Origin of the sequence: Rhodococcus sp. BP-160, assembly GCF_019836205.1 — a bacterium.
Classification (GTDB): Bacteria; Actinomycetota; Actinomycetes; order Mycobacteriales; family Mycobacteriaceae; genus Rhodococcoides.
The window spans coordinates 992,760-1,017,141 of sequence record NZ_JABUEK010000001.1; the positions used below are offsets into that span (position 1 = coordinate 992,760).

Below are 24,382 nucleotides of genomic sequence, written 5' to 3' on the forward strand. Positions count from 1 at the left end.
CATGTCTCCGGCGGGTCAGTAGGCGAACGAGAGCGGGCGGGCGTCGGCGTCGGTGTCGTCACCGTCGTCGTCGTGGGGGTGCCTGTCGTGCTCGAGCGGACCTGCCTGCACGTAGCGACGCATGAGCAGGAACCAGACGGCACCGAGCCCGGCGTAGAGGACGGTGAACGTCGCGAGGGACGCCGCCACCAGAGCGACGGGGTGGTCGGACACGCCCTGGTCGACCGTCAGGCGGATCATGTCGACTCCGCTGGGGTTGGGCGCGACGATCCAGGGTTGGCGGCCCATCTCGGTGAAGATCCAGCCCGCACTGTTCGCCAGGAAGGGTGTCGGGATCGCGAGCAGTGAGAGCCGGGAGAACCAGCGCTGGTCCGGAACTCGGCCACCTCGAGTGACCCACAGGCCGGCGAGCGCGAGCACGGCTGACCCGGCGGCGAGGCCGATCATCATCCGGAAGGCCCAGTAGGTCACGAAGAGGTTGGGCCGATAGTTACCCGGTCCGTACTGCTCCTCGTACTGCTGCTGCAGCTCGGTGACCCCCTGGACGGTCGCGTCGAGGTCGCTCTTCGCGAGGAACGACGTCAGGCCGGGGATCGCGACGATGTGCTGGACGCTGTCGCAGTTGTTGTGGGTGCCGATGGTGAGGATCGAGAACGGGGCGCCGGTCTCGGTGTGACACAGCGACTCTGCCGATGCCATCTTCATGGGCTGCTGCTCGAACATCAGCTTGCCCTGCACGTCTCCGGTGATCGCGAGTGCAGCGCCGGAGGCGATCATGACGACGAATGCCAGCCGGGCCGCGGGGCGGAACATGGAGCGGGCCTCCGACGAGGGGCCGACGTCGCCGCGACGTGCGCTGCGCACCATCCACCACCCGGCGATGCCGGCGACGAATGTCGCTGCGGTGAGGAAGGATCCGGCCACCGCGTGCGGGAACGCCGCGAGCGCCGTGTTGTTGGTGAGCATGGCCCAGAAGTCGACGAGCTCGGCACGCCCCGTGTCCGGGTCGTAGACGGCCCCCACCGGGTGCTGCATCCACGAGTTCGCGGCGATGATGAAGTAGGCGGAGGCGTTGACCCCGATGGCCACCAGCCAGATCGTCGCCAGGTGAACGACTTTCGGCAGCCGTTGCCACCCGAAGATCCACAGCCCGAGGAACGTGGACTCGAGGAAGAACGCGACGAGGCCCTCGAGCGCGAGCGGCGCACCGAAGACGTCGCCCACGAACCGTGAGTACTCGGACCAGTTCATGCCGAACTGGAACTCCTGGACGATGCCGGTGGCGACGCCGAGTGCGAAATTGACGAGGAAGAGCTTGCCGAAGAACTTGGTGAGCCGGTACCAGGAGTCCTTGCCGGTGATCACCCACATGGTCTGCATCGCGGCGACGATCGGAGCGAGTCCGACGGTCAGCGGGACGAGCAGGAAGTGATAGACGGTGGTGACTCCGAACTGCCATCGTGAGACATCGAGTGCGTCCATGACCAGCTTCTTGTCGTCGGCTGCGAGGCGGGGATCCTGCCTACGGGGCCGACGCTACTACTACGCGTAGTAGTAGGCGATGGACTGTGTCCACCGTTACCTGTGGCGCGCGTCAACGCGCGACGGCGGTGTCCACCAGTTCGCGCACGACGCGGTCCGACGGCATCTCCTTGAGGTGCGTGGTGTCGAGCGTGTGCACGCGCGCGGCCAGCGTGACGGAGGAGATCAGCCAGACACTGTCGGCCAGGATCAGATCGGCCACCCGCAACGGCTCGTGCGCACAGTCGAAGCCGGCGTCGCCCGCGACCTCGAAGAGAGCGTCCACCGTGGTGCCGCGCAGCACCCCGTGCTCCACCGGAGGCGTGACCATGCGGCGGTCCACCACGGCCAGCACGCTCGACCGTGGACCCTCGAGCACCTGCCCCTCGATACTGCGGAACACGACCTCGTCGAAGCCCTCTCGTGCCGCGTGGCGCAGGGCCGCCATGTTGGTGGCGTAGGACAGAGTCTTCGCACCGAGCAGGGCCCAGGGCGACTGCTGTGTCGCGTCGATGGAGAAACCCCGGTTCAGGGTCAGGGCCGACACGCCCTCCGCGCGCGATTGTGTGACGCGATCGGCGACGGCGGAGACCATGACGAGCGCCGTCTCGGCACCGTCCGCGCCCTCGCGCCCCCGGCTCAGCAGCAGCCGCATCGCACCCTCGCCGCCACCGGTCCTCTCCCACTGCGCGAGTGCCACGTCCACCGCGCGCCGCCATGCGTCGACATCCGGTTCCGCGAGGTCGAGCATGGCCGCCGACCGGGTGAGGCGGGCGAGGTGGGCGTCGAGTCGGCACGCCCGACCCTCGCGGATCAGCACGGTCTCGAAGATGCCGTCCCCGCGCACCGCCGCCAGGTCGTCGGCATGCAGAACAGGCTCGGTCGGATCGAGCACGGCACCGTCCAGGGTCACCACCACGCGTGAAGTCATGGCCCCGAGGGTAGTGCCGTGGCCGGACCGGGCAGTCCGCTCCTAGACTGGTGTGGTGTCCGAGACCCCTGGCCTGTACTCCTCCCCCGTTCTGGCCCGCCCCGGCGCGGTGGCCGCACCCCAGGACGGTCCCGATCGTGGAACCGCCTGGCACTACGGGGATCCGTTGGGTGAGCAGCGCGCCGCCGTCACGACCGCCGCGGTCGTCGATCGGTCGAACCGGTTCGTCATCGCGATCACCGGCGAGGAGCGACTGACCTGGTTGCACACCATCTCCAGCCAGCACGTCGCGACGCTTGCCGACGGAGCCTCCGCGGAGAACCTGAGCCTGGACGTCAACGGGCGCGTCGAACACCACATGGTCATGACAGACCTCGACGGCACCACCTGGATCGACACCGAGGCGGACCGCGGACCGGACCTTCTCGCCTTCCTGTCGAAGATGGTGTTCTGGTCGAAGGCCGCGCCGCGTCGCGGCAGCGAACGGGTCGTCGTGTCGTTGCTCGGCCCGAAGGCAGGCTCCATCCTGCGAGCGGTGGGCGCCGAGGTGCCCGCGATGCCGTACGACGCCCTTCCGCTCGACGCCGCGAACCCCGACGCCGGTCTCGTCCGCCGGATGCCGTGGCCGACCCGCACCGATTCCTTCGACGTCCTGGTCCCCGCCGACCGTCTCGACGAGTGGTGGGCGAAGTTCGTCGTCGCGGGTGCGCGTGAGGCGGGCAGCTGGGCGTTCGAGGCGCTGCGCGTCGAGTCCGGTCGACCACGCCTCGGTCTCGACACCGACGACCGCACGATTCCCCACGAGGTCGGCTGGATCGGCGGGGTCACCGAGTTCGGGGCCGTCCACCTCGAGAAGGGGTGCTACCGCGGACAGGAGACGGTGGCGCGCGTCCACAATCTGGGCAAGCCTCCGCGCCGACTGGTCCTGCTGCACCTCGACGGCTCCGCGGACGGTCGACCGGAGACGGGCGACGACGTCACCGTCGGCGGCCGATCCGTGGGCCGCATCGGCACCGTCGTCGATCACTTCGAGCTCGGACCGATCGCGCTCGCACAGATCAAGCGCGCGGTGCCGGTGGAGACCACGCTCGACGCCGGGCCGTGTGCCGCCTCGATCGATCCCGACTCCTACGTCCTGGACACCGCGGTCCAGGCGGGCCGCGCCGCGGTGGATCGGCTGCGCGGCCGGTGACGCAGCCGGCCCCGTCGGGACGCGTGCTGTCGGTGTGCGTCGTGCACACCATCCACCCCATCTCTCGGCCGGCGGTGGTCGACTCCGCCATCGACAAGCGAGCGGTGTCCGGACCGGTCGACGTCACCGAGCTCGGTCTGCACGGTGATCGCTCCTGCGACGTCACCTTCCACGGCGGCGCGGACCAGGCGGTCTACGCGTACGACGAGGCCGAGGCCGACAGGTGGGCCGAGGAACTCGGCCGGGAGGTTCCCGCGGGGTGGTTCGGTGAGAACCTGCGCGTGAGCGGACTGCCCGTCACCGATGCGGTCGTCGGAACGCGCTGGTCGGTGGGCACCGCCGAGCTCGAGGTGACCATTCCGCGGCGCCCGTGTGCCGCCTTCGCGCGGTGGACGGGCGAGAAGACCTGGGTCAAGCGTTTCACCGCGCGGGGCGATGTCGGGGCATACCTGCGCGTCGTGCGAGTCGGCGCGCTCTCGGCGGGCGACGACATCGAGATCGTGTCCGTTCCCGACCACGGAGTCACCGTGCGGGACCTCTTCACCGGGGTGTCGGCGGAGGCGATGCAGATCCTTCTGAACACCCCCGATCTGGCGCCCAAGGTCTACCGCGAGGCCCGCGACATGGCGGCCCGGGCGGCGCGGCGCGCACCGTCGGTGTGACACCGGCGCCGGTGGAAGCGCAGACCCGATTCGCACGCTAGAGTGTGGGCAGGAAGAACACACAATCAGACGGGGCCGCCAAAAAATCCCAGGCCGCCCCGCTACTCGCGAGGGGGTTAGCCATGGGCCGCGGCCGGGCTAAGGCAAAGCAGACCAAAGTTGCACGTGAGCTCAAGTACAGCTCACCGTCCACGGACTTCGAGAGTCTCCAACGAGAGCTCACAGGTTCCCCCGACTCGCACCGCAACGGCATCGCCGATCGGGAGCCGTCCCGACACGACGATGACGACTACGACGACTGGCGGCGCTGACCGCATCCCCTGACACGGGGGGAATCCTCACATCGCACACACGACCGTGCGGGGCGTTCCGACTCAGGGACGCCCCGCACGGTCGTGTGTGCGAGGTTCTTCACGCGCAGGTCAGATCGCATACTGTCGCGGCGTGTGCTGGACGCTGATCCAGTGGTCGGTGGTGAACTCGTCGATGGCCCACTCGCCGCCGAAACGACCGATGCCCGAGTTCTTCTCGCCGCCGAACGCGGTGTTGGGCTCGTCGTTGATCGTGGTGTCGTTCACGTGTGTCATTCCGGCGTCGAGTCTCGTCGCCACCCGGACCGCACGCTCGACGTCTCGCGAGAACACCGCGCTGGAGAGCCCGTACTCGGTGTCGTTCGCGATCCGGACGGCGTCGTCCTCCTTGTCTGCCCGGATCACCGTGGCGACGGGTCCGAACACCTCCTCGGCGGCGGTCGCGACGCCGTTCGTTCCCAGCACGAGATGTGGGCCCAGCACCCGCCCGGCCGGTCCCGAACGCTCTCCACGCACGCGGATCTCCGCGCCGTCCGACTCCGCGCGAGAGATCCGGTCGAGAATCGACTCCACCTGTGCGTCGTTGATGATCGGGCCGATCTGTGTGTCGGGATCGGCGGGGTCGCCGGTGCGCAGTGACCGGACCCGCTCGGTGAGCCGGTCCACCACCTCGTCGTGCACCGCATCGGCCGCGATCACCCGGTTGGTCGCCATACACACCTGACCCTGGTGGAAGAACGACCCGAAGACCGCCGCGTTCACGGCTGCCTCGACGTCCGCGTCCTCCAGCACGACCAGAGGCCCGTTGCCCCCGAGTTCGAGGGACATCCTGGTGAGCGGCGCCGACGCCGCGATGCCCGACCCCACGGGCGTCGAACCCGTGAACGACACGAGCCGTGTGAGGGGATGCGAGGTCACGGCGTCACCGATCTCGCTGCTCTTGCCGACGACGACGGACAGCAGGCCGGCGGGCAACCCGGCATCCTCGAGGATTCTGGTCAGCAGGAGTCCGCCGGTGACGGGGGTGTCGCTCGCGGGCTTCAGCACCACTGCGTTGCCGAGCGCCAGCGCGGGCGCCACCGAGCGGGCGGACAGTTGCATCGGGAAGTTCCACGGACTGATCACCGTGACCACGCCGAGGGGCCGCCGGTACACGCGGTTCTCCTTGCCGTCGATCAGGGCGGCAGGGAGGATGCGCCCGGCCGATCGAGTGGGGTAGCTCGCCGATTCGAGCATCACCGCGCGGACGGCCAGCCATTCCCACTCGGCGCGGGGGCGGATGGCGCCGACCTCCGCGACGAGCCAGTCCACGATCTCGTCCTTGCGCTCCTCCATGATGCGCGCTGCGCGGTGGAACACGTCCGCACGCTCGGTCGGGAGCGTGGACTCCCAGTCCCGCTGCGCGATGCTCGCCGCCGTGAACGCTGCGTCGACGTCGGCCGCATCGGCCAGCGGGAGGGTGGTCAGGACGTCGCCCGAGTACGGGTTCACGTCGTCGGCGGTGTTGCCGTCTCGGCCCACTCGCCACTGACCGGCGATCGGGAGGGTGTCGAATCCGTCGTACGTCGTCATGCCGGTCGGGTGCCCGACCAGTCCTGCGACAAACGAGAACCTAGAAACGCGGGTGATTACCCGTCAGCACGGCGCGCTCGTCGGTTCCGCTGTCGGCGGACTTCTTGACCGTCCCCAGCGTCCAGCAGTCGATGTGGCGAGCAGTGAGCACGGCGAGGGCGCGGTCGACGTCCTCGGGTGCCACGATCGCGACCATGCCGACGCCCATGTTGAACGTGCGGTCCATCTCCTCGCGCTCCACGCGTCCGCGCTGCGCGATCATCGCGAAGATCGGAGCCGGGCTCCACGTTCCGCGATCGAGCTCGGCGACGAGGCCCTTCGGCATGACGCGAGCGAGGTTGGCAGCCAGGCCACCACCGGTGACGTGGCAGAACGTCCGCACGTCCGTCTCCGCCGCGAGGGCGAGGCAGTCCTTGGCGTAGATGCGGGTGGGTTCGAGCATCTCCTCGCCGAGCGTGCGGCCGAATTCCTCGACATGACCGGTGAGCGACATGCGGCTGATGTCGAGCAGAACCTTGCGAGCGAGGGAGTAGCCGTTGGAGTGCAGTCCCGAGGACCCCATCGCGAGGACCACGTCGCCGGGACGCACCCGGTCCGGACCCAGCACCTGGTCGGCCTCGACGACGCCGACACCCGTCGCGGACAGGTCGTACTCGCCGTCCGCCATCATGCCGGGGTGCTCGGCGGTCTCGCCGCCCAGCAGTGCGCATCCGGCCAGGATGCAACCGTCGGCGATGCCCTTGACCAACTGCGCGACGTGCTCGGGCACCACGCGCCCCACCGCGATGTAGTCCTGCAGGAACAACGGCTCGGCGCCGCAGACGACGAGGTCGTCCACGACCATCGCGACCAGGTCGAGTCCCACCGTGTCGTGCTTGTCCAGAGCCTGCGCGACCGCGATCTTGGTGCCCACACCGTCGGTGGACGCGGCGAGCAGCGGCTCGCGGTATCCGCCCTTCAGCGCGAACAGGCCGGCGAACCCACCGAGACCGCCCATGACCTCCGGTCGCGACGCCCGCTTGGCGAGGGGCGCGAACAGCTCGACGGCACGATCACCGGCTTCGATGTCCACTCCTGCCGCTGCGTACGAGGCTCCTGCGCCGGGCTGGTGGGTGTCATCGGTCATGGGTGTACTGCTCCAGCCTGATCTGTGTGTGAGTACCCGGGAGGGTCGGATGCGGCCCTAACGGTACCGGAGGCCTATCGGTCCTTCCGGTCTCGTGTCACCTCGGGCCTGGGAATGGCCGCGATCAGGCGCTTGGTGTACTCCTCCGCCGGATCCCGGAGGATCCGTCCGGGCGTCCCGAGCTCGACGACGGCGCCGCCCCGCAGCACCGCCACCCGATGCGCGAGGCGGTCGACCACGGCGAGGTCGTGACTGATGAACAGGCACGCGAAGTGCAGTTCGGTCTGCAGTTCCTCGAAGAGGTCGAGAACCGCGGCCTGCACCGAGACGTCCAGCGCGCTGGTCGGTTCGTCGGCGACCAGCAGATCCGGCTTCAGGACGAGCGCCCGCGCCAGCGATGCCCGCTGACGCTGACCACCCGACAGCTCGTGCGGGTACCGCTTCTCCGTGCCCTTCGGGAGCTGGACCGCATCGAGCCACTCGACGACCGTGCGTGCGATGTCCGCCTTCGACCCGGCCTTGTGCACGATCATCGGCTCGGCGATGCACTGGCCGACGGTCAGTCGGGGGTTGAGCGACGTGGACGGATCCTGGAACACGAATCCGAAACGCTTGCGCAGACTCTTCAGCGCGGACCCCCGCAGCCTGCCCACGTCCTGACCGAGGACGTCCACCGAGCCGGACGTCGGCTTCTGCAGTGCGGCCACGCAACGGCCGATGGTGGACTTGCCCGAACCGGACTCCCCCACCAGACCGAGGGTCTCGCCGCGGTGCAGATCGAAGGTCACCGAGTCGACGGCCCGGAAGACGGGCTGACCGATGCCGCCGGGGAACTGCACGACGAGATCGCGCACCGACAGCACCACCTCGTCCGAGACGGTGCGATCGGTGACCACGGGATCGAGCGTCGGGACCGCCGCCAGCAACGTCTTCGTGTAGTCGGCCTTCGGCGCAGCGAAGAGATCGTGCACGAGTGCCTCCTCGACCACCTCGCCGTCCTTCATGACGACGACCCGGTCGGCGATGTCCGCCACCACGCCCATGCTGTGCGTGATCAGCACGATCGCGCAGCCCAGACGGTCCTTGAGGTCGCGCAGCAGGTCGAGGATCTCGGCCTGCACGGTCACGTCGAGTGCCGTCGTCGGCTCGTCCGCGATGATCACCTTCGCCTCGCAGGAGATGGCGATCGCGATCATCACACGCTGCTTCTGGCCACCGGACAACTCGTGCGGGAAGTAGCCGAATCGCCGCTCCGGGTCGGGCAGACCCACCATGGTGAGCAACTCGATCGCCCGGACGCGGGCGGCCTTCTTGTCCAGCACCTTCCCGTCCGGTCCGGCGTGAGCTCGCAGGGCCTCGACGATCTGGAAGCCGACGGTGAACAGCGGGTCGAGGGCGCTGCCGGGTTCTTGGAACACCATCGCCACGGCGTTGCCGCGGAGATCGGCCCACTGCTTGTCCGACAGCGACGTCACCTCGCGGGACCCCACGGTGACGGTTCCGCGTACGCGGGCGGTGTCCGGGAGCAGCCCGATGGCGGAGCGGACGCTGACCGACTTCCCGGAGCCCGATTCGCCGACGACGGCCAGGACCTCGCCCGGGAAGACCTCGAAACTCACTCCCTTGACGGCGTCGACGGGCCCCGCGTCGGTGGCGAAGCTGACCGACAGTGCCTCGAGGGTCAGAGCCGCCTGCGGGGTGGACGCTGAGGCCGTCATGAGGGATCTTTCTGCTTGCGTCTGGTTCTCAGAACGGGATTGAGTGTCTCGCTGACGGATTCGCCCACCATGGTCATACCGAGCACGACCAGGACGATGGCCGTGCCGGGGAAGATCGACGTCCACCAGATGCCGTTGGAGATGTCCGGCAGCGCCTTGTTGAGGTCGTATCCCCACTCGGACGCGGACGTCGGCTCGATGCCGAACCCGAGGAAGCCGAGACCCGCCAGAGTCAGGATGGCCTCGGCGCCGTTGAGCGTGAGGATCACCGGCAGTGTCTGCGTGACGTTGGCGAGGATGTGGCGGAACATGATCCGCACCGGGCCGGCGCCGGTGACCCGCGCCGCGTCCACGTAGGGCTCGGTCTTCACCGAGACCGTCGCGTTGCGCACCACGCGGAAGTACTGCGGCACGAAGACGGCGGTGATGGCGATCGCGGCCGAGAGGACACCACCGAAACTGCTGGACTGGCCTCCGGCCACGACGATCGAGACCACCACGGCGAGAAGCAGACTCGGGAACGCGTACATCGCGTCCATGAAGAGGACCAACACCCGGTCCACCCACCGGCCGACGTAGCCGGAGAGCAGTCCGAGGGGAACGCCCACCACGATCGACAGCACCAGCGACGTGACGATGACGAGCAGGGCGGTCCGTGCGCCGTAGACGACGCGGGAGAACACGTCCTCTCCGCGCACCGACGTCCCGAAGATGTGGTCCGCACTCGGCGCCGCCTGGCGCGCGAACTCCACGCCGTCGGCGGACGTCTGGGAGAAGGTGTACGGCGCGATGAGCGGAGCGAAGACCGCCATGATCACGAACAGCACCACCAGCACGAGCCCGATGACGATGGTGGCCTTCTGCAGTCCGGCACTCGAGCGGATGATCGACAGGCCGGGTACACCCCGACGTCGCTTCGGCGCCTCGATCGAGCCGACGCTCACCTCGATACTCATCAGAACCTCACTCGTGGATCGACGATCGCCACGATGGCGTCGGTGAGGAAGCTGACGACCGCGACGACGATGGCCAGGAACGTGACGATGCCCTGGACGGCGATGAAGTCGCGCGCCTGCAGGTAGCGAGCGAGCTGATAGCCCAGTCCTTGCCACTCGAACGTCGTCTCGGTGAGCACCGCGCCGCCCAGCAGCATGGCGATCTGCAGCCCCATCACGGTGACGACCGGGATGAGCGCGTTGCGGAAGGCGTGCCGCCGGGCGACGACGCGCGCCGAGAGTCCCCGTGCGCGCGCAGCTTCCACGTAGCCGGACTGCAGGGTCTGCAGAAGGTTCACCCGCACCAGGCGCAGGAACACGCCGGCGGTGAGAAGTCCGAGCGCGACCGCGGGGAGCACGGCGTGCTTCAGCACGTCGACGGTGTAGCTCGGCTCCCCGTAGAGAATCGAGTCGATCAGCAGGATGTTGGTCTTCGGTGACACGTTCTGCAGTGCCAGTTCGACGTTGGTGCTCGCCCGGCCCGCCACCGGCAGCCACCCGAGCTTCACGGCGAAGACCAGCTTGAGCAGCATGCCGACGAAGAACACCGGCGCCGCGTAGAACAGGATCGCCAGGATGCGCAGGGTGCCGTCGGAGATCGAGTCGCGGCGGGTCGCGGCGTAGAAGCCGAGGGGGATGCCGACGGCGAACGCGACGAGCAACGCCCAGAACGCGAGTTCCAGCGTCGCCGCGCCGTTGGTGATCAGCACATCGCTGATCTCCTGGTTGCTGGTCGCGGAGCGACCGAAGTCTCCCCGCAGCAGACCGGACAGGTACTCCCAGTACTGCACCAGGATCGGCCGGTCGTAGCCGGCTGCGGCGCGTCGTTCGGCGATCTGGTCGGCGGGCAGTCGTCCACCGAGGGCAGCACTGATGGGATCGCCGAGAACGCGCATGAGGAAGAAGACGACCGTGACCAGGATCCATGCCGTGGGAATGATCAGCAGGAACCGGATCACGAGATAACGGGCGAGCGCGCCGTAGCGTGACGACGCGCTCGCCCGTGACTGCTTCCCCACCGACGCCTCGTCGGGCGTGGTGGTGACCATGGATCAGCCCTTCGTGAGCGGGGTGAAGCGGAACTTGAACGAGGCGTCGAGAGTCTCGTCGACACCCTGGACCTCGTCCGTCGAGATCGCGATCTGCTTGCCCTCGAGGAGCGGCAGCGTGGACACGAAGTCCTGCGCCATCCGCGTCTGGATCTCACCGATGATCTCGGAGCGGCGAGCCGGGTCGGTCTCGGTCCGCTCGGAGTCGATCAGCGCCGTGATCTCGGGGTTCTCGAAGTGGTTCTGCAGGAAGTTGTCCGGTGCGAAGAACGGCGTCAGGTAGTTGTCCGCATCCGGGAAGTCCGGGAACCAGCCGAGCTGGTAGACGGGGTACGTGTCCGCGACGCGTTCCTTGTTGTAGGTGTTCCACTCGGTGGACTGCAGGTTCACCGTGAACAGGCCCGAGCTCTCGAGCTGCGCCTTGACCGCCGCGTACTCCTCCGACGACGAGGAACCGTAGTGATCGGGGTTGTACTGCAGATTGACCGCGACCGGGGTCTGCACACCGGCGTCGGACAGGAACTTCGCTGCCTCGTCCTTGTTCGGGGCCTCGCCGTAGACGTCCTTGAACGCGGTGTTCGCGCCCTCGAGGCCACTGGGCACCACGGACCACGCCGGCGTGAACGTGCCCTTGTAGACGTTCTCCGACAGTGCGTCACGGTCCACCGAGGCGGCCATGGCCTTGCGGATCGCGAGCTTCTGCTCGGGTGTGCCGCCGGGCATCGTGTTCTGGTTGAAGACGATGTAGCGGAGCTCGCCGCCGGGGCCCTCGTGGACGGTGAGGCCGTCCACCTGGTCGAGCGACTCGATGTCGGTCGGGGTCAGCGAACGCCACGCGACATCGATGGACTTGTTCTGCATGTCGAGCTTGAGGTTGTCCGCGCTGGTGTAGGTGCGCAGGGTGACCGATCCGGTCTTGGGCTCGCCCAGCACGCCCTTGTAGTCCGCCGCGGCGGAGAAGCTGACGAGGGAGTTCTTCTCGTAGCTGTCGATCGAGTAGGGGCCGGCGAAGGGCTTGGCCGCCACGACCGCGTTGTCGTCCATGATCGAGTCGGCCGGGAAGACCTCGGAGTCGATGATGGGCCCGGTGTTGGTGGCGAGAACCTGGGGGAAGGTCTGGTCGTTCGCGGCCTTCAGCGTGAACTCGACGGTCTTGTCGTCCGGCGCGGCCACCGAGTCCAGGTTGGCCAGCAGCGAGGACGGGCCGTTGGGATCGTTGATGGACACGATGCGATCGAACGAGAACTTGACGTCCTCGCTGGTCAGCGCGTGGCCGTTGGCGAAGGTCAGGTCGTCCTTCAGCGTGCAGGTGTAGACCGTCGGCTGACTGAACTCGCAGCTCTCGGCGGCGTCGGGCTGCAGTTCGTCGCTGCCGGGGGCGTAGTTCATCAGGAACGGATAGACCTGGTTCATGATCGTGAACGAGCCGTTGTCGTACGAGGCGGCAGGATCGAGCGAGTAGACCTGGTCGGTGGTGCCGACGACGAGCGCCACGCCGCCGCCCTCACCGCCTGCGCCGCCGCCGTCGTCGGTGCGGCCGGAGCCGCACGCTGCCGCGGTGAGAGCCGCGACGGACAGGATGGACACGGCTGCGGTGCGCCGCGCCGTGCGTCCTCGGGAGGGCACGCTCATGGTGTGGATGTCCTTCGTGAGTCTGGGCCCGCGGTGTCGGAAGCGCGCGTCGCGTCCCGTCCGGCCGGGTCGTTCCGGTGGTTCGGTGAACGGCACGTTACCGAGTGCGCATGTCGTTCATGTGTCGAACCACACGAAATTTTTAACATGACCGGTACTTACCTGTCCGACCGCCTGATGTCCAACAGCTTTTCGCCTCGCGGAGACAGCCGATATCCCACCTTCAGACTCTCGGTCAGACCCAGCGCCTTCAGCCGGCGCACCCTCGGCTTGAACACGTCGCGTTCGAGTCCCAGCACGGCGCCGAGGTCCGCCGCCAGCACCGCCGGGCGCTCCCGGATCAGCTCGAGGGTGCGCCAGGCCCACGGCGCGTCGGCACGCTCGTCCATGCGATCGAGCTTCGTGGTCACCATGGCGACGTCGTCGTCGGACAGATCGTCGTCCGCACGCAGCCCCACTCGCGGGTCCTCGCCCCGATCCGGCCGGCCTCCGGCCTCCCCGCCACCGAACGACACCTCGACCCGCCAGACGGGATCACCGTCGGCGCCCCGAAACCCCTTGCGCATGGCCGAGATCGAGGGCTCCCCCGCCGCGCGGGCATCGTCGTCCGTGAGCGACTCGGGGTCGCACTCGGTGATCGAGTCCACGACGACGACACCGGCCGGCGTGTGGATCCACGTACCCGCCTTGACGCGCCGCTTCGCCCAGCGCCGGTACTGCACCCGGATCGTTCCCGTCGCGATCGCCTCGGCGATCGCGAGCCGGATCAGCATCTGGGTGTCAGGGGCGCGAGAGAGCGCTCACGTTGTCGACGGCAGCGGGCATCGCGATGCCCGCTGCGGTCGCCAACATGCCCTCGAGGACGTTCTTGCCCATGGCGGTCTCCTTGGGGAGCTCGATGGGGTACTTGCCGTCGAAGCACGCGGAGCACAGCCGCGTCGCGGGCTGCTCGGAGGCGGCGATCATGCCCTCGATCGAGATGTAGCCCAGCGAATCGGCGCCGATGGCCTGCCGCACACCCTCGAGCATGCCGTCCTCGGAGTCCATGCCGTTGGCGATCAGTTCCGCGGGCGAGGCGAAGTCGATGCCGTAGAAGCAGGGCCAGCGGACCGGCGGCGACGCGATGCGCACGTGGATCTCGAGCGCGCCCGCCTCGCGCAGCATGCGTACCAGGGCCCGCTGGGTGTTGCCGCGGACGATCGAGTCGTCCACCACGATGAGGCGCTTGCCCCGGATGACCTCGCGGAGAGGGTTGAGCTTCAGCCGGATACCGAGCTGACGGATGGTCTGCGACGGCTGGATGAACGTGCGTCCGACGTACGCGTTCTTCATCAGGCCCTGGCCGTACGGGATGCCCGAACCCTGCGCGTACCCCACGGCGGCGGGGGTACCGGATTCCGGAACGGGGATGACCAAGTCGCCCACCGCGGGGTGTTCCTCCGCGAGGCGACGGCCGATCTCGACGCGTGTCGAGTGGACCGAGCGGCCACCGATGACACTGTCGGGACGAGCGAGGTAGACGTACTCGAAGATGCAGCCCTTGGGCTCGGGAGCCGCGAACCGCGACGACCGCACGCCGTCCGCGTCGATGGCGAGCAGTTCACCGGGCTCGATGTCGCGGACGAACGAGGCGCCGACGATGTCCAGGGCGGCGGTCTCGGAGGCGACGACCCAGCCTCGGTCGAGGCGACCGAGCGACAACGGGCGCACGCCGTGAGGATCACGTGCCGCGTAGAGGGTGTGCTCGTCCATGAAGGTCAGGCAGAACGCGCCCTTCAGCGTCGGCAGCAGTTCCATCGCGGCCTGCTCGATGGTGCTGTCCGCTGCGCCGTGCGCGAGAAGGGCGCCGACGATGTCGGAGTCCGACGTGGCACCGGTCCCACGGGGACGGCCCATGATTCCCGCATCGCGGGCGCGCTCCGACAACTCGGCGGTGTTCACGAGGTTGCCGTTGTGGCCCAGAGCGATGCCGCTGCCGGCCGCGGTGGTGCGGAAGATGGGCTGCGCGTTCTCCCACGTCGTCGATCCGGTGGTGGAGTACCGGCAGTGCCCGATGGCGATGTGGCCGCTCATCGCGCCCAACGTCTGCTCGTCGAACACCTGGCTGACCAGGCCGAGATCCTTGAACACCAGCACCTGGGACCCGTCGGCCACGGCGATGCCGGCGGCCTCCTGACCGCGGTGCTGCAGCGCGTAGAGGCCGTAGTACGTCATCTTCGCGACGTCCTCGCCGGGGGCCCACACACCGAAGACGCCGCATTCCTCCCGCGGCTCGTTCTCGTTGATGTCCAGTTCCGGACCGGATGTGTCATCGAGCAGATTCGGGCTGTGGACCGAGGGGTCACGAGTCACGACGCGCTCTCCTAGAAGCCGGGAGGGGTGGGGTGCAGGCCACGCTGCACGCACACTCGGGGAGTCTACGGGCAACCCCGCGATCAACAAGCCGTCGGCAGGCACCGATACCGCGGTGAGCTGTGATCCACGACTCGCGGCGCGGTGCCATGATGGAGACATGGTCAGCAGACTTCCGTACGGCGTCACCCCCGAACAGCCCGGCGAGGGGCAGGAATCGGTGTGGGACTACCCGCGTCCGCCGGCCCTCGAGGCGTCCACGAAGCATCTCGTGGTGCGCTTCGGCGACGTGATCGTCGCCGACAGTCACGCGGCCCACCGCGTCCTGGAGACCAGCCATCCGCCCACCTGGTACATCCCGCGGGCCGACGTCGACGAGAGCCGACTGCGGCGCTCGAGTGCGCGATCGACGATGTGCGAATGGAAGGGATCCGCCACCTACTGGGACATCGTGGGCGACGACGGCGCCGTGCTCGAGGCCGGCGGCTGGAGCTACGAGAACCCCACCCCGTCCTTCGCACCGATCGCCGGCGCGCTCTCCTTCTCTCCCGTGTCCCTGACGTGCGAGCTCGACGGCGAGGTGGCACGCCCGCAGGAGGGCGGCTTCTACGCGGGGTGGATCACCCGGGACGTCGTCGGACCGTTCAAGGGCATCGCCGGGAGTTGGGGCTGGTAGTGGCCGAGAAGAACTACAGCCACTCCGACGCGGCCGAGAAGTCCCGACGCGACAAGGCCGTCGCTCTCGCTCGGTATCTGTGGGACCGCGACATCTCCGCGGACGATCTCGCGGCGATGGCCGCGGACGTCCGACGCAAGGTGGCCCGGGCCGCGGACATCAACCCGCCCAGCTCCGACGAGACGTGGACGGTGGTCTCGACGCTGTTGCGCGAGAAGGCCGAGTGGGCGCGCGATCACCCCGATCACGACGCGGCCCGCCGGGCGCATTCCGACGAGAAGATTCTGTGGGTGAAGCCGCCGGTGCAGCCCTGGCGGTGACAGTCAGATACGCACGAGCGGAAGCCAGTGCGCCACCTCGCCGGCGCGGCCACCCGATGCCGTGACGCCCGCTCCGCGCACGGCGTCGTCGAACGCCACGCGCCCCGTCACCAACAACAGCCATGTCCGCGGGTCACATTCGACGACGTTCGGCGGCGTCCCTCGGGTGTGACGCGGCCCGACGATGCACTGCACCGCGACGAACGGCGGCACGCGCACCTCGACACTCGAGCCCGGCGCCGTCTGCTCGATGGTGCGCGCACTGAGCCGCACCGCGGCGGCGAGATCGGCGCGCGGCGGCTTCGGGAGGTCGGGGTCGTCGAGCCACGGAGACACGGTCTGCAGTGCGCTCCGGAGCTCGGCCGGGTCGACGGGTTTCGAGGGTGCCACGCCGTTCAGTGTCCCACCGAGCGCGGCGGGCCCCGAGCCGTGCCTCACGGTCCAGAAGTCGCCCGGATCGACGGGATCCCGTCGATTCGTGAGAGTTGCGGATGCTGAGGCACGGTCTGATCAACGAGGACCGCCACTGTCCGCGATGGGCGCTTCACTGTCTCCATGACACCGAACCCCTATCAAGGATCGACCATCGACCACCTCAACGTGACGGTCACGGATGTCGACCGCTCACTCGCGATCTACGTGCCGGCTCTCGGCGTGCTCGGGATCGAGAAGCTGCTCGACTTCACCGGCGGGCCGGACGACGACTACGTCCGCATGGTCGGATTCGGCAGTGGCCGCAAGCCGTTCCTCTGGCTGGTCCAGGGAAGCACCGTCGATCCCGCACTGCACGTGGCGTTCTCGGCACCCACCCGTGACGTCGTCCGGGAGTTCCACGCCGCGGCCCTCGCGGCGGGCGCACGGGACAAGCTGTCTCCGCGCGTCTGCCCCGAGTACCACGAGAACTACTTCGGCGGCTTCGTGTACGACCCCGACGGCCTCAACCTCGAGGCGGTCTGTCACCTCGAGTAGAGCGCCACCACGTCGATGCGATCGCACCGACCGAGTTGGCGGCCCAGTGCAGTGCCATGGGCGTGAGAATGGTGCCGGTTCGCCGCTTCGACTCGACGAACAGCGCACCGGCCGCCCCGGTGAACAGGACGACGGGCGCCGACCTGCCCGAGTCGTACCAGTGCCAGACCCCGAATGCCGTGGAGCCGACCACGAGTGCGGCGCGCGGACCCACCACGGCGGTGGCCACGGTGTCGACGACGCCGCGGAACAGGAACTCCTCGGGTAGGACTGTCCCGATGGGGATGTCGAACAGCACCCATCGGGCCAGTCCGGTCACTTCTCGGGACCGTCGGCGTCGGCATACTCGTTCATGACGACGCGGATGCGCTCGGTGTCCGCCTGAGTCCAGCCCTCGGGTGCCGCCACCGCTGCGAAGCCGTCGAGCACCGTGGTGCCGTAGTTGTGGCCGTGTCCGTCGGGCACGCCGGCCGCGTTCGTGAGGTCGGCACTCACCTGCCAGAAGGTGACGAACGGGAACCACCGCATGCTGGGCAGTCGGTCGTACCCGGGCGGCTCGGCGAGCCAATCCGGACGCTGGAAGATCAGATCCGGCGTCCACCACACGATGGGGTCGGACGGGTGCTGGATGTACAGCACGCGCGGGTAGGGCCAGTCCCCGCTCAGTGCCTCGACGTCACGGGTGCTGTCGGCGAACCGCATCAGCAGTCCGCCGGCGTAGACGGGTTCCACCTCGGTGGTTCCCGGATCGCGTCGGCTGACGTAGGTGTCCCAGATGCGATTGGAGTTCGGCGGGCCCACCCACAGCACTCCGTCGACGGTGTCCCGGATGTCGGCGATGTCCGCGAACGCGCCTTCGCCGGCCTGGGTTCCGAGACTCTCTCCGTAGACGTAGAACTTGGGCCTGGTCGCCTCGGGCTCCTGCTCCCATCGCTGGTGCACGGTGTCGATGAGCAACTTCCCCGCGGCCGCCGCCTTCTCGCGATCGGCGAGGAAGGAGATCCAACTCGGAAGGTACGAGTACTGGGACGCCACGAGCGCGACGTCCCCGTCGTACATCAGTTCCACGGCCCGAGCTGCGGTGGGATTGACCCACCCGGTTCCCGTGGTCGGGATGACGACGATGGCCTTGCGGGAGAACGCATCGGTTCGATCGAGTTCGCGTACCAGGAGATCCATGCGCTCCTCGTCCGTCTCCGCGCTCTCGAGTCCCACGTACGCGCGGATCGCCTCCATGCCCGTGCGGCCGGTCGCTCGGGTCATTTCGTCGGCCGACAACCCACCCGAGACGAAGTTTCGGCCCTCGAATCCCAGTGTGTCCCAGTCGACGAGCGAACCGGTACCACCGGAACGCTCGGGCACCGTCGGCTGTTCGGCACCCTCACGCGTGTTGCTGTTCTGAGTGCTGAAGACCGAGTTGGCGACGGTCATGGTGCCGCGCAACAGCACACCCTGCACCAGTGTGACGAGCACCGTCACGACGAGGAGGAACCCCACGAGGTTGGCAACCCACTGCGGGAGTCGGATCAGACGCAGGATCGAGCGCACGACGAAGCGGCGGATGTCCCGGATGACCCGCCACAGGCCGATGAGCGCGGCGCACACCGCGAAACTGATGATGCCGGTGCGGATGAACCCCGTGGACGTGAGCCCCTCGGCGCCCATGAGCGCGGCGAGCTGACGCTGCCAGTCCGCAGAGGCGTAGAGCATGACCGCTCCGGCGACGGTCGCGATCACCGGGACAGCGACCAGGAGTGCGCGCTCCACGCGGATCGGCAGCGGCCACCACGGCTGCTGACGAAGCACCGTGCGCAGGAGAATCCAGCCGACAGCGACGCCCACCCCGTACCCGATGGCCGCGGTGATGCCGCTGACGATGCCCTGGAACAGCCAGCCGCGTGGCAGCAGTGACGGCGTCAGCGACCAGCAGAAGAACAGGGCGCCGAACGCGATGCCGGTGACGTCGAGCCGCAGCAGACCCCACGCCCAGATCCACGCGGGGTGCTTGCGCACCGTGCGGGTCGCCGAGCTCAGGACGTACGCCGGCAGTTCCTCGAAACTGTGGGGGCGCTGCAGTTCGTCCGACGACCGAGTATCGGTGTCGGTCATCGGACGGTGCCGGTGCCGGGAAGGTCGGTCAGCCGAAGAGCGCCGGGAGCGTCCCCTCGTACGCCTCGCGGAGTTCGGTCAACGGGACACTGAACAGTCCCTGGAACTCCACCTCGTCCGACCCTTCGTCGGCCACCCCGATACGCGTCCATGGCATCCCCCTCGCGCTGCACATCCCCGTGAACCTGGTCTCCTCGGTCCGAGGGACAGCAACGAGTACCCGCCCGGACGATTCCGAGAACAAGGTGACGAAAGGATCTGTTCCTTCGGGCGGCAGAATGCGGCACCCGGTCTCGCCGGCGAGCGCGACCTCGACGACGGTCTGCGCGAGCCCGCCCTCGGAGAGGTCGTGCGCCGCGGTGACCAGACCGTCGCGGCTCGACGCCGTGAGGATGTCGGCCAGCAACTGCTCGCGAGCCAGATCCACCTGCGGCGGAACACCACCGAGATGGTCGTGGACGACCTGGGCCCAGATCGAGCCGTCCAGTTCGTCGTGCGTGTCACCCAACAGGATCAGGGTCTCGCCCGGCTCCAGGCCGATGCCCGTGGGGATGCGGCGGTGGACGTCGTCGAGGACGCCCAGCACACCCACCACCGGGGTCGGCAGGATCGGCGTCGACCCGGTCTGGTTGTAGAAACTGACGTTACCGCCGGTGACCGGAATGCCCAGTTGCACACAGCCGTCCGCCAGGCCGCGTACCGCCTGCTGGAACTGCCACATGACACCCGGATCCTCGGGCGACCCGAAGTTCAGGCAGTTGGTGACGGCCTTCGGCGTGGCGCCCGTCGTCGCGACGTTGCGGAACGCCTCGGCCAGCGCCAGCTGCGCACCGCGGTACGGATCCAGCGCGGTGTACCGGCCGGACGCATCGGTCGCGAGAGCGATTCCGCGGCCGGTCTTCTCGTCGATGCGCACCACACCGGCATCGGCGTGCTCGGCGAGCACGGTGTTGCCGCGGACGTACCGGTCGTACTGCTCGGTGATGAGCCGCCGACTGCAGAGCTGGGGGGAGGAGATCATCTGCAGCAGGGTCTCGCGCAGTTCCACACCTGTGGCCGGACGGGGCAGACCCTCGGTGGTGTTCGCCACCAGGGCATCCTGGCTCGCGGGCCGCTGCACGGGACGCTCGTAGACGGGACCGTCGTGGGCCACCGTCTTGGGCGGCACGTCGACGACGACGTCGCCGTGCCAGGTGATCTCGAGATGCTCACCGTCCGTGACCTCGCCGATGTCGGTCGCCAGCACGTCCCACTTGGCGCACACCGCCATGAAAGCGTCGACGTTCTCCGGTGCCACCACGGCGCACATGCGTTCCTGCGACTCGCTGGACAGCACCTCCGCCGGCGTCATCCCGGTCGCACGCAGCGGAACCCGATCCAGGGCGATGTGCATACCGCCGTCACCCGCCGAAGCGAGCTCGGAGGTGGCACAGGACAATCCGGCACCGCCGAGGTCCTGGATACCGACCACGAGCTTCTGCTGGTAGAGCTCGAGGCAGCACTCGATGAGCACCTTCTCGGTGAACGGGTCGCCCACCTGCACCGCGGGTAGCTTGCGTCGGCCCTGCTTCTCGTCGAACGTCTCGGACGCCAGCACCGACACGCCGCCGATCCCGTCGAGGCCCGTACGGGCACCGAACAGGATGATCTTGTTGCCCGAGCCCGACGCGAACGCCAGGTGCAGATCCTCGGTACGCATCACTCCGGCGCACAGCGCGTTGAGCAACGGGTTGCCGGCGTAGGACGCGTCGAACACCGTCTCGCCGCCCACGTTCGGGAGGCCGAGTGAGTTTCCGTAACCGCCGACGCCCCGCACGATGCCCTCGAGCACCCGGCGCGTGTCCGGAGCATCAGCCGCACCGAAACGCAACTGATCCATCACCGCGATCGGACGAGCACCCATGGCCATGATGTCGCGCACGATGCCGCCGACGCCGGTGGCCGCACCCTGGTACGGCTCGATGTACGACGGATGATTGTGGCTCTCCACCTTGAAGGTGACAGCCCACCCGTCGCCGACGTCGACCACGCCCGCGTTCTCACCGATTCCGGCGAGCATTCCCGACCGCATCTCGTCCGTCGTCGTCTCGCCGAAGTACTTGAGGTGCACCTTCGACGACTTGTACGAGCAGTGCTCGCTCCACATCACCGAGTACATCGCCAACTCGGCGTCCGTCGGACGGCGGCCGAGGATCTCCCGGATGCGGGCGTACTCGTCCTCCTTCAGACCCAACTCCGCCCACGGCTGAGCGACGTCGGGCGACCCGGCCGCAGCGGAGACGGTGTCGACCGGAGGGGTGGGGAGCGCGTCGACCTGAGGAGTGGACTCGACAGACACGGTGGATGGGGTCCTTCCCTCGGCAGAATGTCGAGGTCATTCTATGTGCAGGACACGACACCGTCCGACCGGCCTCCGGCCTGCCGCTAGTCCCCCTTGACGGCGTAGTCGACGACCACGTTGCCCTTGCTCGTGACGAGGGAGTTCGTCAGGACGAGACGAGTGAGCGGATCCCCCGGCTCGAACAGGTGCTGGCCCTTGCCCACGACGACGGGGTGCGTCATCAGGGTCAGGGTGTCGAGCACACCGGCCAGGAAGAGCTGGCGGACCAGAGAGACGCCGCCCACCAGCGCGATGTCGCCACCGTCGGTCTGCTTGAGTCGACGCACGAACTCCACCGGATCGCCGTCGATGAGCGTCGAGTTCTGCCACGCGAGATCTCCGGTGAGCGTGCGTGAGGCGACGAACTTCTCCACCGGATTGATGAAGCCGGCGAAGGGGTCGTCCGCCCCCGCGTTGCCGAAGTGATCCGACCACGACTCGTAGGCGACCCGACCCATGACGGCGGTGGTCGTCCTGCTCATGAACCCGCCCATGGACTGGCCGAGTTCGTCGTCGAAACTGTCGAACTGCCACTGGTCGGGAGCCTCGACCACACCGTCCACCGAGTGGAAGAGCCCTGCCGTCACCGCACGCATCGTGTACCGCCCTCGTGAAGAACCGGCGCCGATCGCCGATCACTGCGGGACAGACCATGCCAGACGCCGGAACTCATCACCCCTCGTTCGCCGCGGACTCGATCCAGTCCGTCGCTGCGTCCGTCAGCTCGGACGACCCGTCGACGGACTCACCGGCCCACCACGACGGGTCGGTGAGATCGCCGTTCACGCGCAGCACGTCGTCCCTCACGGCGGACGGGAGCGGCTCACCGTTGTGCTCGACCAGCCAGTCCCGAGTCTCCGCCGTGACGGCCGGCCACCACTGCGCGATCTCCATCCCGCCAGTCTCTCCCGCCGGGCCCTGTACGGCGGCAGGATTCGTCGGCCGCGTCGTCAGGGTTCCCGTACCCACCGCGCGGCCCGTGCGCACCGCCCGGCGCAGCAAGCATCCCGTAGCGTGCGCTGACCACGGCGCGCACCGCCCGGCGGCATCGGATCGCCAGGCGGCCCAACAGCAGGAAGCAACCGGCACACAGCGCAGCCCGACCCAGCGCTACGCCCCCAGGAACGCAGCCAAGGCGTCGGCGTACATGTCGACGTCGTGTGCGCCCATCACCTCGCGCGCGGAGTGCATGGCGAGCTGCGCGGCACCCACGTCGACGGTGGACAGGCCGGTGCGCGAGGCGGTGATGGGGCCGATGGTGGATCCGCACGGAAGGTCGGCCCGGTGGACGTACCGCTGCAGTGGGACGTCGGCTCGCTCGCACGCCAAGGCGAAGGCCGCGGCACCGGCGGCGTCGGTGGCGTAGCGCAGATTCTGGTTGACCTTGAGCACCGGGCCACCGTTGACCTCGATGCGGTGCGCGGGCTCGTGCCGCGAGACGTAATTGGGATGGGTCGCGTGCGCCATGTCGCCCGAGGCGTGGATCGACCCGGCCATCGCGCGCAGGAATTCCTCGCGGCCGCCGCCACGCGAGAGCACGATGCGCTCGAGGACGGTGTTCATCAGATCCGAGAACGCGCCACGGTCCGACATGCTGCCCACTTCCTCGTGATCGAAGAGTGCGAGGACGGGGATGCAGTCGTCGGCTTGCGCGGCCGCGACGACCAGCGCCTCGGTTCCGGCGTAGCAGGTGCCCTGGTTGTCCAGTCGCGGCGAACTGACGAGGTCGTCCGAGAGTCCCACCACTGCAGCAGGATTGAGGTCGTGGGTCATCAGTTCCCACCCGAGCACATCGCCGGGATCCACCCCGACCTCGTCGGCGAGGAACCCGATGAACGAGTGGGGTGATCGCCCGACGCCCCAGATCGCGTTCACGTTGTTCTGCGGATCGAGGTGCACTCCCTTGCGATCCTCCGACAGGTGGATCGCCAGCTGGGGCACCCGCAGGATGGGACGGTCGACGCGCACGAGGACGTCTCGCACCGAGCCGCCGTCACGCACACCGAGACGGCCGGAGATGCCGAGATCGCGGTCGAGCCAGGAGTTGAGCCACGCGCCGCCGTACGGCTCCAGGGCGACCATCTGCCACCCGGCGACGTCGAGATCGGGGTTCTGCTTGACGCGGAGGTTCGGACTGTCGGTGTGCCCGCCCACGATGCGGAACGCCGCGTCGGGCGCGCGTTCGGTGGACCAAGCGATGATCGAACCACCGCGGACGACGAGGTACCGGCCGGGCTCGGAGGGCCACGCGTCCGTCTCCGCAACGGTGGTGAACCCGTGTGCCGCCAGTTCGGAGGCCACCGTCTCGACGACGTGGAACGGCGACGGTGACGCGTCGACGAAGGAGCAGAGTCCGGCCGCGGTCGCGGAAGTGAGAGACGCCATGGTCACCGATCGTAGAGAGAGGAGGTGCGGAGACAGCGATGCCGGGCCCACCACGAGGGTGGACCCGGCATCACGAGTCGAGTGGAGCTCAGCTGAAGAAGCTCAAGCCGTCGAGGAAGTCGCCCGAGCCGCCGAAAATCTTGGCGATCGCGCCGAGGGTCTCGATGATCTGAGTGAGGTCCATGGTGTTCTCCCTTTGTGAGGTTGGTGGGCTGTGTGCCCGCGGTGTTAAGTAATCCACACAAAAGAATGGCTCGCAACCCAGAAATTATCGCGATTCGGTGACAGGAACCGACTCACGAGCCGATCGTTGCATCATCTGCAACATTGACGTCCGGAACGACCATTGTCACCAGGATCGACGGAACGGCGCCACCCGTCCCGATCCGGACATACCCGTGGGGCACACTCGTCGGGAGTCCGCCCCACAGGTACCTCGGATCAGCTGAAGAAGGACAAGCCGTCGACAATGGATCCGAGTG

At 68.3% G+C, this 24,382-nt stretch carries 23 protein-coding genes; 6 read left to right on the plus strand and 17 right to left on the minus strand.

All coding sequences use genetic code 11. The features are described 5' to 3' along the window. Positions 1–15: 15 nt before the first annotated feature. Both HQ306_RS04690 and HQ306_RS04695 read right to left on the minus strand, forming a co-directional pair. Positions 16–1,482 carry a cytochrome ubiquinol oxidase subunit I gene (locus tag HQ306_RS04690; RefSeq protein ID WP_222627852.1) on the minus strand — a complete coding sequence of 489 codons (1,467 nt, stop codon included), beginning with the start codon at positions 1,480–1,482 and terminating at the stop codon, positions 16–18. 112 nt (positions 1,483–1,594) lie between these two features. Further along, a complete protein-coding gene (locus HQ306_RS04695) occupies positions 1,595–2,452 on the minus strand; it encodes an aminodeoxychorismate lyase (RefSeq protein ID WP_222627854.1) in 858 nt (285 codons plus the stop codon). A 52-nt stretch (positions 2,453–2,504) separates the two neighbouring features. Here HQ306_RS04695 and HQ306_RS04700 point away from each other — a divergent pair, with 52 nt between their 5' ends. From HQ306_RS04700 to HQ306_RS04710, 3 genes are all read left to right on the plus strand, one after another. Next, positions 2,505–3,644 (plus strand): folate-binding protein, encoded by a 1,140-nt coding sequence (locus HQ306_RS04700; protein ID WP_308115570.1) that lies wholly within the window; start codon positions 2,505–2,507, stop codon positions 3,642–3,644. After that, a complete protein-coding gene (locus HQ306_RS04705; RefSeq protein WP_056446733.1) occupies positions 3,641–4,306 on the plus strand; it encodes an MOSC domain-containing protein in 666 nt (221 codons plus the stop codon). Before HQ306_RS04700 ends, HQ306_RS04705 begins: the two co-directional genes overlap by 4 nt. Before the next feature lie 122 nt (positions 4,307–4,428). Further along, positions 4,429–4,617 carry a DUF3073 domain-containing protein gene (locus HQ306_RS04710; RefSeq protein WP_081821107.1) on the plus strand — a complete coding sequence of 63 codons (189 nt, stop codon included), beginning with the start codon at positions 4,429–4,431 and terminating at the stop codon, positions 4,615–4,617. A gap of 111 nt (positions 4,618–4,728) precedes the next feature. Here HQ306_RS04710 and HQ306_RS04715 read toward each other — a convergent pair whose 3' ends face one another. The 8 genes from HQ306_RS04715 to purF all read right to left on the minus strand — a co-directional run bounded on the left by HQ306_RS04715 (position 4,729) and on the right by purF (position 15,061). Then, positions 4,729–6,189 carry an aldehyde dehydrogenase family protein gene (locus HQ306_RS04715; protein WP_222627858.1) on the minus strand — a complete coding sequence of 487 codons (1,461 nt, stop codon included), beginning with the start codon at positions 6,187–6,189 and terminating at the stop codon, positions 4,729–4,731. A gap of 40 nt (positions 6,190–6,229) precedes the next feature. Further along, complete coding sequence (gene purM / locus HQ306_RS04720) at positions 6,230–7,315, minus strand: phosphoribosylformylglycinamidine cyclo-ligase (protein WP_027504286.1); 1,086 nt, start codon at positions 7,313–7,315, stop codon at positions 6,230–6,232. Between the two features lie 74 nt (positions 7,316–7,389). Beyond that, positions 7,390–9,033 (minus strand): ABC transporter ATP-binding protein, encoded by a 1,644-nt coding sequence (locus HQ306_RS04725; protein WP_222627860.1) that lies wholly within the window; start codon positions 9,031–9,033, stop codon positions 7,390–7,392. Next, on the minus strand, positions 9,030–9,989 hold the full coding sequence (locus HQ306_RS04730) for an ABC transporter permease (protein ID WP_222627862.1): 960 nt from the start codon (positions 9,987–9,989) through the stop codon (positions 9,030–9,032). The genes HQ306_RS04725 and HQ306_RS04730 overlap by 4 nt, the downstream gene beginning before the upstream one ends. Further along, positions 9,989–11,077, minus strand: a complete 1,089-nt coding sequence (locus HQ306_RS04735) for an ABC transporter permease (protein ID WP_222627864.1) — start codon at positions 11,075–11,077, stop codon at positions 9,989–9,991. The genes HQ306_RS04730 and HQ306_RS04735 overlap by 1 nt, the downstream gene beginning before the upstream one ends. 3 nt (positions 11,078–11,080) lie before the next feature. Next, positions 11,081–12,709, minus strand: coding sequence for an ABC transporter substrate-binding protein (locus tag HQ306_RS04740; RefSeq protein WP_222627865.1), 1,629 nt, complete (start codon positions 12,707–12,709; stop codon positions 11,081–11,083). Between the two features lie 158 nt (positions 12,710–12,867). Continuing rightward, positions 12,868–13,482: an ASCH domain-containing protein gene (locus HQ306_RS04745; RefSeq protein WP_222627867.1), complete on the minus strand. Its 615-nt coding sequence runs from the start codon at positions 13,480–13,482 to the stop codon at positions 12,868–12,870. A gap of 7 nt (positions 13,483–13,489) precedes the next feature. Further along, on the minus strand, positions 13,490–15,061 hold the full coding sequence (purF, locus tag HQ306_RS04750; protein ID WP_222627869.1) for an amidophosphoribosyltransferase: 1,572 nt from the start codon (positions 15,059–15,061) through the stop codon (positions 13,490–13,492). 160 nt (positions 15,062–15,221) lie between these two features. On the opposite strand from purF, the gene HQ306_RS04755 reads away from it, so the two are divergent. Both HQ306_RS04755 and HQ306_RS04760 read left to right on the plus strand, forming a co-directional pair. Continuing rightward, positions 15,222–15,737 carry a DUF427 domain-containing protein gene (locus tag HQ306_RS04755; RefSeq protein ID WP_056446720.1) on the plus strand — a complete coding sequence of 172 codons (516 nt, stop codon included), beginning with the start codon at positions 15,222–15,224 and terminating at the stop codon, positions 15,735–15,737. Then, positions 15,737–16,057 carry a hypothetical protein gene (locus tag HQ306_RS04760; protein ID WP_374197724.1) on the plus strand — a complete coding sequence of 107 codons (321 nt, stop codon included), beginning with the start codon at positions 15,737–15,739 and terminating at the stop codon, positions 16,055–16,057. Before HQ306_RS04755 ends, HQ306_RS04760 begins: the two co-directional genes overlap by 1 nt. Before the next feature lie 3 nt (positions 16,058–16,060). Here HQ306_RS04760 and HQ306_RS04765 read toward each other — a convergent pair whose 3' ends face one another. After that, positions 16,061–16,447 (minus strand): sterol carrier family protein, encoded by a 387-nt coding sequence (locus tag HQ306_RS04765; RefSeq protein WP_222627871.1) that lies wholly within the window; start codon positions 16,445–16,447, stop codon positions 16,061–16,063. A 165-nt stretch (positions 16,448–16,612) separates the two neighbouring features. Here HQ306_RS04765 and HQ306_RS04770 point away from each other — a divergent pair, with 165 nt between their 5' ends. Continuing rightward, complete coding sequence (locus tag HQ306_RS04770; protein ID WP_222627873.1) at positions 16,613–17,026, plus strand: VOC family protein; 414 nt, start codon at positions 16,613–16,615, stop codon at positions 17,024–17,026. Here HQ306_RS04770 and HQ306_RS04775 read toward each other — a convergent pair. The 6 genes from HQ306_RS04775 to HQ306_RS04800 all read right to left on the minus strand — a co-directional run bounded on the left by HQ306_RS04775 (position 16,995) and on the right by HQ306_RS04800 (position 23,900). Further along, entirely contained in the window at positions 16,995–17,345 is a 351-nt protein-coding gene (locus tag HQ306_RS04775; RefSeq protein ID WP_222627875.1) for a CPBP family intramembrane glutamic endopeptidase, read from the minus strand. The two genes, HQ306_RS04770 and HQ306_RS04775, sit on opposite strands and share 32 nt — an antisense overlap. Then, a complete protein-coding gene (locus tag HQ306_RS04780; RefSeq protein ID WP_222627877.1) occupies positions 17,342–19,135 on the minus strand; it encodes an alpha/beta-hydrolase family protein in 1,794 nt (597 codons plus the stop codon). Before HQ306_RS04780 ends, HQ306_RS04775 begins: the two co-directional genes overlap by 4 nt. A gap of 28 nt (positions 19,136–19,163) precedes the next feature. Next, complete coding sequence (purL, locus tag HQ306_RS04785) at positions 19,164–21,473, minus strand: phosphoribosylformylglycinamidine synthase subunit PurL (protein WP_222627879.1); 2,310 nt, start codon at positions 21,471–21,473, stop codon at positions 19,164–19,166. An 86-nt stretch (positions 21,474–21,559) separates the two neighbouring features. Then, positions 21,560–22,102: a dihydrofolate reductase family protein gene (locus HQ306_RS04790; RefSeq protein ID WP_197027713.1), complete on the minus strand. Its 543-nt coding sequence runs from the start codon at positions 22,100–22,102 to the stop codon at positions 21,560–21,562. An 85-nt stretch (positions 22,103–22,187) separates the two neighbouring features. Beyond that, complete coding sequence (locus tag HQ306_RS04795) at positions 22,188–22,409, minus strand: hypothetical protein (protein WP_056446702.1); 222 nt, start codon at positions 22,407–22,409, stop codon at positions 22,188–22,190. A 216-nt stretch (positions 22,410–22,625) separates the two neighbouring features. Then, on the minus strand, positions 22,626–23,900 hold the full coding sequence (locus HQ306_RS04800; protein WP_222627881.1) for a M18 family aminopeptidase: 1,275 nt from the start codon (positions 23,898–23,900) through the stop codon (positions 22,626–22,628). Positions 23,901–24,382: the final 482 nt, after the last annotated feature.